Below are 11,505 nucleotides of genomic sequence, written 5' to 3'. Positions count from 1 at the left end.
AAGGGTGTAAGTGGTGTAGTGATCAGTACAAACTCATGTGTACACAGTAGCACACAGGAATAAAGTTGTTGGGGTTTGTTACAGCATCCTGATTTAGCGGCGAGCACATTTTAGTCGGGCTATAGTCGAAGGAGTAATAGAGAGAGGGGGATTAACGTAATAGAATGATTAGTCATTAAAAAAGGGAACCAGAAAACAGGCTCCCCATTGTAGCTATGTTTTCCTAAGCTCTCTCAGTTTATCCATTATTTTATTGAATTCTTCTGTGAACTTTCTGTGATCTCTTTCTTCTGCTTCTTGCATAATACGAGCGGCTTCAAGCCTTCTTGCTTCAATCAATCTTTGTTCTCGTTCTTTAATCTGAATCTTCAATCTCTGTTCAAATTCTGATATGTCGATAGAAGCAACAATCACCGGATTCTCTAAGAGTTGGTAGAGTGGGGAAAATAAATCTGAATACTGATCTATAGCGTCTTCTGGCGGTGGTGAACGATAGAAGGTTAAACCTTTTCTCCATCGTGATAGTTGTGCATAGTTCAGCTTAGGTTTCTTGCCTGTGCCTTCATACGCCTCTTTCACAGCATCTAACACAGCGGCAGGTTTTACGTCCTTGCTTATCTTTAACGCTTCTTTCATTCGGCGTTCTTGTGGCTGTGTGCTGTCTCCGAGTAAGATCAGATTTACGTTCTTCATTGTCTACCCTTAAATGATTAAGGGAGCATGATAATACACACAGCCTCTTGTGTTCAATCTGATGGCTTCCAATTAGGAAAGATAGCTATCATCATCTCTATTGCTTTCTGTTTTGCCCGTGTTGCTGCCTTCTCTGTAAAAGCTTTTAGTTCAGCTTGTGATTCTTCTTCGATACGTTCGACGATACCCGCAAAAATGGCTTTCTGATTGTCCTCAGAAGCGATAGAAGCAATAACCTGATTTTGTTGTTGTGACGCTCTCAGTTCCGCTGTGAGACGGGCAACTTCTTCCTTTAGCTTTTCTTTTGTGCTCTTACTGGGGGACTGCTGAAATCGTGCGGGAATTTCTCCGAGATCATCGGCGAAAAACTTGTTTAACCATCGTTCCTGTAAACGGCAACCCGCAGATGCATTTAACCATTTGAGGAAAAAGCGGAGATTTACATGACCTTCTTTTACAGCAAGGCGTAGCTTTTCTAATTCAATACTACGCTGAACAGAGACACCTGCTTCATTGTTTAGCTTCTTGAATGGTTCAAGATCAATAAGTTTTAGAAAATCTGCTGCTGTTAAAACTGACATAATTATTTCCTCTAAAAAGGCTGGATTGCTCCAGCCTCATTTAGTTTAGATATTCCAATACAAGATGACACTATCACCGAGTTTATCGTTATACACGGTAGTCGCTGGTGTGGCTGGGGTAATCGTTGATGCTGGAACAACGTGAACCACGACAGGAGGATTCACAGGCGTCGCAGGAGTCAGAGGAGTTACGGGTACAACGTGTACGACAACTGGAGTTGGTTGTGGTTGTGGCGGAGTGATATCGGTGATTGTTTTCACTTCACCCGTTTTCAGATTTTCTGCCTTCTCTGCATAGTGACTAGGGCCATATGCCCCAACAGTTGCTATGCCAAGTGAATTGACTGAAGTTTCGATTGCATAACCATCTTCTTTAGCTACGCCCTTAGAGAAACCATACCCAACAGTCTCATTTCCAACATAACCACGAAGGTGAGTGATTGTGAGATCACCTTCTTTCACCATAACATTATGAGTACGCATGGTTGGTGCAATCACTGTTGTTGCTACACGAGTCAGGTCAGCGTTTTTGAGCGCGTGGGTAGTTTTCACTGCGTTGGATACATCGTTGTATGCAGTGACTGTACCAATAGCTTCATCACCTTCTTTAGTGCCGTGAATCGACAGGCCGCCAACGCCTTCAACATAGCTATGGTCGGAGAAATGCGTTACATCACCGTTCGTCACGTCAACGGTGTGGGAACGCATTTCAGGCGACACAACAGTTGATGCTGTTTTGGTCACACCATCACGAGTAACTGTTGAGGTACGAACCACACCTGTTTCTTGACTGATTGTGGTTGTCGCAGAATATTGTTCATTAACGCCGTTGTAGGCAATGTTTTTAGTAACGACACCATCTTTCACACTGATGGAACGTGTCGTGTTATCTGCAATGGGGTGATCGCTCATATTGATGGAGCCTTTAGAGAATCCTGTGAAGCCACCACCTGCATTCATGCGCTCCGCAAAGTGACCACCAAACGAATGACCACTAAAAGCATGACCAATGTTACCACCATGGCCATGGCCACCAAAATTGTGACCGCCCATACCGCCGTGGCCACCGTGACCATGAGCAAAAGCAGACATTGGAAGAACTATTAATACTGCAACCACTGATTTCTTAAACATTTTAATACTCCATTTAGGATTAATAGGGGGTGTCATCATTAATTCTTTATTTCTCATTTTGTTTGTCCCTCAATGACTAAATACTGCCGATTACATAATTAATCGATGCAGTAGCAGCTATTAATAAACCTTTTTTATTTCCGACATAATTGACGAGGGGAGTGTAGCTGGTGGGACCAGCGCACGGGTTGCATTATCATCAAACACAAATACCAACACAACTGCATGATAAACTCAACACAAGATAAAGCACAAATAGTTAATTGTGTGATGATTAATTGTTCTTTTATTTATCCATATATTATGATGTGTATGTGTTCGTTAAGTGTTTCTTTTTTATCTTTTATCAATATGAAAAGTGAACAAAGAATTGAGAAGGTTATGATGTGTTTCTGTATGTTATGTTGTGATTCATAAGAAGATAAAGCAGGTGATCGTGACTGACTGTTGCGCCGTAAAGCAGTTTGCGATTGTGAAGTGTAGAAAGAATAACTCGAACTCAATAGGGGGATCACACCTTGTGATGAGTCATCATCTGGAGAGCCGTGATAAGCGCTTCACACGCAGCAACAAATAGTGTGGGGGGCAAGCATGAAGGGAGAGCAAGAGCGATTATTTTCGATTAATCAGCGTTAACCATGATATCCCGATAATCCTTTATCAGGATATTCATAGTCTGATATTTTCCGAAGCCAGCGATGGGTATAACGTTAGCCTATCAGCATCCAGGTAGCTGGCACAGCAGCAACAAGCAGCAGGCCGATCAGCGCCATCTCCTGGCGTTTTAATACGTTTTCATGCGTGTGCGTTTTACGGGCATAAAGGAAAACCAACAGCCCTGGCGCATATAACACCACAGACAGCAACAGATGCATCGGACCTGACGCATACAATAACCAGATGCCATAAATACTCGCGCCGATACCGACAGCCTTATGAATCGGACGGGTGGCAATTTTTAACAGAAATGCGCCGACCAGCAAATAGGGCACCAGAATCATCTCTGAAGCGATAGTCAGTAACGTATTGTAGTCGGAGCCTGTGAGCCAGATTAGCACAAGGCAGATTTGTACACAGATGTTGGTTAGCCACAGCGATGCCGATGGCGCACCCTGTGCATTCTGTCGTGCAAAAATACGCGGAAACGCTTTGTGCGTGGAGGCGAGGAACGGCACTTCCGCCGCCATAATCGTCCAGCTTAAATAGGCACCGCACACGGAAACAATCAGACCCGCGGCAATAATAATTTCGCCCCATGGCCCCATCATTTTAACCATCAGACCGGCCATTGATGGATTGCGGATCTCTGCCAGTTCTGGTCGCGCGACAACGCCGAGGGATAGCAGGGTGACTAACAGGTAAACGCCCAGTGCGGCGAGTACAGCTAACAGCGTGGCGCGACCAACATCGCGTTTATTTCTGGCGCGGGCAGATACCACCACCGCGCCTTCCACACCAATGAAAACCCACAGGGTGATGAGCATGGTGTTTTTGACCTGCTCCCAGACAGGCACGCCCAACGCGACGCCGGTAAAATCGAGAGTAAAGGTGTCGAGCTTAAACAGCATGAACGCCAGCACGATAAAGAGGCCTAGCGGCAATAGTTTTGCCAGAGTAGCGACCAGGTTAATGCTGGCCGCGGTTTGTACTCCCCGCAACACCAGAAAATGGACTATCCATAACAGTACCGATGCGCCGACAATCGACTGCCAGGTATTACCGTCGCCGAACAGACGTAATTCCGGTGTGTCGGTAAAGAAACTGAGCGCAGAGAAGACGATGACCAGATACGAAACGTTAGCGATAACAGCGCACAGCCAGTATCCCCACGCAGAGCAGAAGCCAATCAACTCGCCGAAACCTTCACGTGCATAGGTGAAGATACCGCCGTCCAGTTCAGGACGGATACGCGTCAGGATCAGCATGGCAAAGGCGAGCAAAAGAATACCCGCACCGGTAATCGCCCAACCAATTAGTAATGCAGCCGGGCTGGCTACTGCCGCCATATTTTGTGGCAGGCTGAAAACGCCAGCGCCGAGCATTGAGCTTAAAACCAGCGCGGTCAGTGCGCTCAGACCCAATTTCTTTTCCATTTGTATCCAGTTACAAAAACGAGAGTGAGAGAATAATTATTTTGGCAAACCGCATAAAAATGGTGAAAGCCACTAAGGCGCGGGATTTTACGGAGAGAAGAGAACGCATGCAATGGGGATAGAGAGATTTGTGACTAATAGTGTGAAAAGTTGTCTTAATACTGCTGTTTTTGTTTTATCTGGAAACAGAACTGCGCGAAATTATCAGGTCTACAAGGACTGTAGACCTGATAAGGCATTGGGTATTACTTATACAGATCGGCGCTGATCGTCACGTTGTTACCACGTTCTGACCACTGGCGGGTAATGTGATAGTACTTCGCGCCTTTCTTCGCTGCGCGTTTTGCTACCTGATAAGAGACTTCCGTCATGTTGCCGTAGTTACCGGTGAACTTGATGCTGTCGAACGGTACCATCATGGCGGCGGTCGCTTTGTTCAGCTCTTCAACTTTGGTTCCATCCGGCAGCGTGACAGTGTAACGTCCGCCTTTAGTGGATTGCGTTTCGAAGAAGCGGCCAACTTCAGCACTCGGAGAAGCGGTAGTTGCTACGCCCGGGATCTCAACTTTCTTCGCGGCTTCGCCACCTGCTGCTAATGCGGCACGACCAGCATCTGAATCTGCTGGGATCGCATCAGGGCTTTGTACAATGCGTTTTTTCGCATCAGCTTTATAGATGAATGCAGTAATACGCTGGTTGCCGCCCTGGTTGGCATCGACCTGACGCACGATATAGAAGGAGTAAGCACCTTTCTCTTTCGCTGCTTTGGTGATGGCATCGTTTACTTCAGGCTGGCTACGGTAGAAACCTTGCACTGTAACGGTGTCGTAAGGTTCTATCAGAACGGCCTGATCTTTTGGCAATTCCATAACGCCGTTAATGACACGGTTTTTTGACGCTTCCGCTTTTTCAGCGTCGGCTTTATAGACGTCGGCAACAACGCGCCAGTTACCGCCGCTGCCAAAATCTGAGGTATCAACAACATAAAAGGAGGCTGCACCGTCTTTATCTGCACGGCGTGAAACGGCAGCAACCGCATCACCGATAGCATTAAAACGACCGGTGACCACAATGCGGTCATAGGGTTTCAGGGCAGCCGCTTGCTCCGGCGTCAATTCTGTTGCTGCATTTACAGAAAAAGCAGTCGCAGAAATTAGTGCGGACGCCAGGAGAGTGTTCTTAAGCTTCATAAAAATAATCCTTCGCCTTGCGCAAACCAGGTACTGGTATTGTTATTGACTAGAAACGTCGCTGATTATTGCATTTAAATTGTGTCAGTGTCTGCGTCATTTTTCACTCATCGTGTCACGTTAGGTAACAACAGCGATAACATTTTGTGATATGCCGAAAATTTCGGCGTTTGGTGACCAAAACTGATAAAGCAGTTGAATTTCATAAGTTAATTTAATGTTAATCAATTGTTTTTGGCAGGTAGGTAATCATGTTTTGCCGCTTCGCTTGAGCGAATTATCAGCCTTTGGGGGCTATTTTTAGGGCATTTTATCTGTCTGAGGTTCGATTCATCTCTATTTCGCGAATTTCATAATAAATACTGTTTTTTGGCGCTAGATCACAGGCGTCATTTTCAGTAGGTTATACAGAGTTTGTTACTGTTTTATTTTATTGAGGTAACACTGACCTCTCTCGAGAGTGCGCGCATGCCTCGTGCGAACATTGATAAACCATCATCATAATTACAGATGGAAGGGAACATTATGCGAATTGGCATACCAAGAGAACGGTTAACCAATGAAACCCGCGTTGCAGCCACGCCGAAGACGGTTGAGCAGCTGCTTAAACTGGGTTTCAGCGTCGCGGTTGAAAGCGGTGCAGGTCAACTGGCGAGTTTTGACGATAAGGCGTTTGTACAAGCAGGCGCAGAAATTGTTGATGGAAATGCAGTCTGGCAGTCAGAGATCATCCTGAAGGTCAATGCGCCGGAGGAGGCGGAAATTCCGTTACTCAATCCGGGCACGACGCTGGTGAGTTTTCTTTGGCCCGCGCAAAACCCTGAGCTGCTGCAAAAACTTGCAGAGCGCAACGTGACGGTCATGGCGATGGACTCCGTGCCGCGTATTTCGCGCGCACAGTCGCTGGATGCCTTAAGCTCGATGGCGAACATCGCCGGGTATCGCGCTATTGTTGAAGCTGCACATGAATTCGGTCGCTTCTTCACCGGCCAGATCACCGCCGCAGGCAAGGTTCCACCTGCCAAGGTCATGGTGATTGGTGCGGGTGTGGCAGGTCTTGCGGCGATCGGTGCGGCAAACAGCCTGGGTGCTATTGTGCGTGCTTTTGATACCCGTCCGGAAGTGAAGGAACAAGTGCAGAGTATGGGCGCAGAGTTCCTTGAACTGGACTTTAAAGAAGAAGCGGGCAGCGGCGATGGCTATGCCAAAGTGATGTCCGAAGCGTTCATCAAAGCTGAAATGGAACTCTTCGCTGCGCAGGCGAAAGACGTCGACATTATCGTTACCACAGCGCTGATTCCGGGCAAACCGGCCCCGAAACTGATCACCCGTGAAATGGTCGATTCGATGAAAGCGGGCAGCGTAATTGTCGATCTTGCCGCGCAAAACGGCGGTAACTGCGAATATACCGTGCCTAATCAGGTGACCACCACCGAGAACGGGGTGAAGGTTATCGGCTATACCGATCTGCCAGGCCGTTTGCCAACGCAATCTTCCCAGCTGTACGGCACGAACCTCGTCAACCTACTCAAACTGTTGTGCAAAGAGAAAGACGGCAATATCACTGTCGATTTTGACGACGTGGTTGTGCGTGGTGTCACGGTGGTTCGTGATGGTGAAATCACCTGGCCTGCGCCGCCAATCCAGGTTTCTGCTCAGCCGCAGGCAGCGCCAAAAGCCGCACCTGCGCCGAAAGAAGAGAAAAAACCTGTCTCTCCGTGGCGCAAATATGCGCTGATGGCGCTGGTAGTGATTTTGTTTGGCTGGCTCGCCGACGTCGCGCCGAAAGAGTTCCTTGGTCACTTTACGGTGTTCGCGCTTTCCTGCGTGGTGGGTTACTACGTGGTCTGGAATGTGTCACATGCGTTGCATACTCCGCTGATGTCTGTGACTAACGCCATCTCGGGGATTATCGTGGTTGGGGCGTTATTGCAAATTGGCCAGGGTGGCTGGGTGAGTTTCCTGAGCTTTATCGCGGTGCTTATTGCCAGCATTAATATTTTCGGTGGCTTCACCGTGACTCAGCGCATGCTGAAAATGTTCCGGAAAAACTAAGGGGTAACATATGTCTGGAGGATTAGTTACAGCTGCATACATTGTTGCCGCGATCCTGTTTATTTTTAGTCTGGCGGGGCTTTCGAAACACGAAACCTCTCAGCAGGGTAACAACTACGGCATAGCCGGGATGGCGATTGCGCTGATTGCTACGATTTTTGGTCCGGATACCGGCAACGTTGCGTGGATCCTGGTAGCGATGATCATCGGCGGCGCGATTGGTATTCGTCTGGCGAAGAAAGTCGAAATGACCGAGATGCCGGAGTTGGTGGCGATTCTGCACAGCTTCGTCGGTCTGGCTGCGGTACTGGTGGGTTTCAACAGCTACCTGTATCACGATACGGGCCTGGAGCCGATTCTGGTGAACATTCACCTGACGGAAGTGTTCCTGGGTATCTTCATCGGTGCGGTGACCTTTACCGGTTCTGTGGTGGCTTTTGGCAAACTGCGCGGCAAGATCTCCTCTAAACCGCTGATGCTGCCGAATCGTCACAAAATGAACCTGGCGGCGCTGGTTGTATCTTTCCTGCTGCTGGTGGTGTTTGTTCGTACCGAAAGCGTGGGCCTGCAGGTTCTGGCGCTGCTGGTGATGACCATCATCGCGCTGGCCTTTGGCTGGCATCTGGTGGCGTCCATCGGTGGGGCAGACATGCCGGTAGTCGTTTCAATGCTCAACTCCTATTCAGGTTGGGCGGCGGCAGCGGCGGGCTTTATGCTCAGCAACGATCTGCTGATCGTTACCGGTGCGCTGGTCGGTTCTTCTGGTGCGATCCTGTCTTACATTATGTGTAAGGCGATGAACCGTTCATTTTTCAGCGTTATTGCGGGCGGCTTTGGTTCTGACGGTTCTTCTACCGGGTCTGATGAAGAAGTGGGTGAACATCGTGAGATTACTGCGGAAGACACAGCAGAAATGCTGAAGAACTCGCACTCCGTGATCATCACCCCGGGCTACGGCATGGCAGTGGCTCAGGCACAGTATCCGGTCGCGGAAATCACTGAGAAACTGCGCGCGCGCGGCATCAAAGTGCGTTTTGGTATTCACCCGGTAGCAGGGCGCTTGCCAGGTCATATGAACGTGCTGCTGGCGGAAGCCAAAGTCCCTTATGACATCGTGCTGGAAATGGATGAGATCAACGATGATTTCGCCGATACCGATACCGTGCTGGTCATTGGTGCCAACGACACGGTAAACCCAGCAGCGCAGGATGACCCGCGCAGTCCGATCGCCGGCATGCCGGTGCTGGAAGTGTGGAAAGCGCAGAACGTAATTGTGTTCAAACGTTCAATGAACACCGGCTATGCAGGTGTGCAGAACCCGCTGTTCTTTAAAGATAACACCCATATGCTGTTTGGCGATGCCAAAGCCAGCGTGGATGCGATCCTGAAAGCGTTGTAATTGCCAGTAAAAGTAAGACGGCCTCTGCGGAGGCCGTTTTTTTAAACATCCAGTTTACGTTGGGTGATCCATTCCACACGAGCCGGATCGCGATGCGAGAAGAACGCACTAGTCCCGCTGTCCATCGCGGCAATTTGCGTCATCTCTTCCGCCGTTAGGGCAAAGTCCAGCACCTGAATATTCTCGGCCATCCGCGTTTTACGCACGGTTTTCGCCAGCGAAATAATCCCACGTTGATAAATCCAACGCAGCACGACTTGACCAACGCTTTTGCCATATTTTTCACCAATAGCCGATAAGACCGGGTTCTGAAACAGGTCATTGCGTCCTTCAGCGAACGGCGCCCAGGCTTGCGGTTGAATATTCCGGCTCTGCATCCAGGCTACGGCATGCGGTTGCTGATGAAAAGGATTCACCTCAATCTGGTTAACGGCTGGAATAATGCGATTGAAAGCGATTAAATCCGCCAGACGATCCGGATGAAAGTTACTCACGCCAATCGCGCGGATTTTCCCTTCTTCATATAATTCTTCCAACGCGCGCCAGGCACCGTGCACATCGCCATAGGGCTGATGAATCAAATAAAGGTCAATATAATCCAGTTGAAGCCGTTGCAGAGAACGTGCGAATTGCGCCTTTGCGCCTGCATAGTTGGTATCCTGTAACCACAGTTTGGTAGTCACAAAAAGTGCCTCGCGGGGGACTCCGCTTTGCTTAAGAGCATTGCCGACCTGAGTTTCATTCTGGTAGGAGGCAGCGGTATCAATCAGGCGATATCCTGTATCAATGGCATCCCGTACGGCTTGCTCACATTCGCTGGCATCAGTCATTTGATAAACGCCAAATCCGAGCAGGGGCATCTCAACACCGTTATTCAGAACTGTTGTATTCATTGGGTTCTCCTGAGCATCATCGTTGCATTGGCTGCAGATTAGCAAATCTGTGTTGATACGATTAGTCTGTGAAATTCGCATGGACCTATGAGTAGAATTCATTTCTGAAAGGTAATTGTTGGAAGTCAGTCACAAAATATGACGCATATAATTTCACCATTCATGATCTCAGTTCATAAACTCATGCGGTTTTAACCGTCTAATCACGGCAATACGTTGTCTATATACTGCGACCTGACTTTTTAGAACATGACAGGGCACTATGCGTACACGTGAACATGCCTCACCGGTAACTACCGCAAGCCAGACCGGTCTTACTTTTATTCTAATCCTCAGTGGCCTGATGGCCTTTACATCGCTTTCTACCGATATTTATCTTCCAGCAATGCCGACGATGGCCGAGGATTTACATGGCAATGTTGAGCTGACGATTACTGGTTTCTTAATTGGTTTTACTATTGCACAGTTGATTTGGGGGCCGATTAGCGATCATATGGGGCGGCGCAAGCCGCTGTTTATCGGCATGGTGCTGTTTATCATTGGTTCCGCAGGGTGTGCGCTGTCTACAAGTATCACGCAAATTGTTTTCTGGCGGGTATTTCAGGCGCTTGGAGCCTGTACCGGACCTATGCTGGCGCGAGCGATGATCCGCGATCTCTTTGCACGTACTCGTGCGGCGCAAGTGCTCTCGACCCTGGTGTTGGTGATGGCGATTGCGCCAATCGCCGGACCGTTGATTGGCGGGCAAATTATTCGCCTGAGCACTTGGCACTCTATTTTTTGGCTACTGGTAGTGATTGGTGCGCTGATGTTTATCTCCCTAAACTGGCTGCCCGAAACATTGCCGGAAGATAAACGGGTGAAAGCCTCTTTGGCTGGCGCATTTCGTAATTACCGCTCGTTGTTAACGAATGGGCGTTTTATGCGCTATACCCTGAGCCTGACGTTTTATTACGTCGGTGCGTACGCGTTTATTACCGGGTCACCGTTTGTTTATATTAGCTATTACCATGTTGATCCACAGCATTACGGCTGGTTGTTTGCGCTAAACATTATCGGTGTTATGGCGATGAGCGTGGTTAACCGTCGTCTGGTTCAACGACATGCTCTGGAACAACTGCTGAAATATGCGACGATGCTGGCGGCGCTGGCCGCAGTGGCGCTTGCACTGCTGGTTAAGCTGGAGTCAGGAGGAATTGTTGCCATTATCGTTTCCATTTTTCTGCTGTTCTCGATGAATGGCATTATTGCCGCGACGTCGACTGCCGCGGCGTTGGACGCGGTACCGAACATTGCGGGTTCAGCTTCGGCGCTGATTGGCGCGTTGCAATATGGCAGCGGTATTATCTCATCGTTGCTGCTGGCCGCCTTCAGTGATGGCACGCCCTGGACCATGGCGTGGATAATAGCGCTATTTACGCTGTTAAGCGCCGTTTTGGCTTTCCGCGTGAAACGATAAAGGAAATG

The 11,505-nt window shown here is 48.7% G+C and carries 9 protein-coding genes; 3 read left to right on the top strand and 6 right to left on the bottom strand.

All coding sequences use genetic code 11. The annotated features are described in order from the left end of the window. Positions 1–213: 213 nt before the first annotated feature. The 5 genes from OGY67_RS05845 to ydgH form a co-directional block, all read right to left on the bottom strand. Positions 214–693 carry a hypothetical protein gene (locus tag OGY67_RS05845; protein WP_286573765.1) on the bottom strand — a complete coding sequence of 160 codons (480 nt, stop codon included), beginning with the start codon at positions 691–693 and terminating at the stop codon, positions 214–216. Positions 694–746: 53 nt separating this feature from the next. Further along, positions 747–1,274 (bottom strand): hypothetical protein, encoded by a 528-nt coding sequence (locus OGY67_RS05840; protein ID WP_286573764.1) that lies wholly within the window; start codon positions 1,272–1,274, stop codon positions 747–749. A gap of 45 nt (positions 1,275–1,319) precedes the next feature. Further along, the gene (locus OGY67_RS05835) at positions 1,320–2,465 is read right to left on the bottom strand and encodes a hypothetical protein (RefSeq protein ID WP_286573763.1); all 1,146 of its coding nucleotides are present in this window, start codon (positions 2,463–2,465) and stop codon (positions 1,320–1,322) included. 653 nt (positions 2,466–3,118) lie between these two features. After that, complete coding sequence (locus tag OGY67_RS05830; protein WP_048214240.1) at positions 3,119–4,501, bottom strand: amino acid permease; 1,383 nt, start codon at positions 4,499–4,501, stop codon at positions 3,119–3,121. A 245-nt stretch (positions 4,502–4,746) separates the two neighbouring features. Beyond that, on the bottom strand, positions 4,747–5,691 hold the full coding sequence (gene ydgH, locus OGY67_RS05825; protein WP_003832856.1) for a DUF1471 family protein YdgH: 945 nt from the start codon (positions 5,689–5,691) through the stop codon (positions 4,747–4,749). A 525-nt stretch (positions 5,692–6,216) separates the two neighbouring features. On the opposite strand from ydgH, the gene pntA reads away from it, so the two are divergent. Together pntA and pntB are read left to right on the top strand one after the other, a co-directional pair. Next, the gene (pntA, locus tag OGY67_RS05820; protein ID WP_020996412.1) at positions 6,217–7,746 is read left to right on the top strand and encodes a Re/Si-specific NAD(P)(+) transhydrogenase subunit alpha; all 1,530 of its coding nucleotides are present in this window, start codon (positions 6,217–6,219) and stop codon (positions 7,744–7,746) included. Positions 7,747–7,756: 10 nt separating this feature from the next. Continuing rightward, positions 7,757–9,145, top strand: a complete 1,389-nt coding sequence (gene pntB / locus OGY67_RS05815) for a Re/Si-specific NAD(P)(+) transhydrogenase subunit beta (RefSeq protein ID WP_003832859.1) — start codon at positions 7,757–7,759, stop codon at positions 9,143–9,145. A gap of 41 nt (positions 9,146–9,186) precedes the next feature. Here the strand turns inward: pntB and OGY67_RS05810 are convergent, their stop codons facing one another. After that, a complete protein-coding gene (locus OGY67_RS05810; protein WP_286573762.1) occupies positions 9,187–10,038 on the bottom strand; it encodes an aldo/keto reductase in 852 nt (283 codons plus the stop codon). A gap of 262 nt (positions 10,039–10,300) precedes the next feature. On the opposite strand from OGY67_RS05810, the gene OGY67_RS05805 reads away from it, so the two are divergent. Next, complete coding sequence (locus tag OGY67_RS05805; RefSeq protein ID WP_286573761.1) at positions 10,301–11,497, top strand: multidrug effflux MFS transporter; 1,197 nt, start codon at positions 10,301–10,303, stop codon at positions 11,495–11,497. Positions 11,498–11,505: the final 8 nt, after the last annotated feature.

The sequence above is a fragment of the Citrobacter sp. Cpo015 genome, assembly GCF_030333035.1.
GTDB lineage: Bacteria > Pseudomonadota > Gammaproteobacteria > Enterobacterales > Enterobacteriaceae > Citrobacter > Citrobacter portucalensis.
The sequence above is the reverse complement of the archived record's forward strand: the minus strand, read 5'-3'. Positions and strand labels throughout refer to the sequence as shown.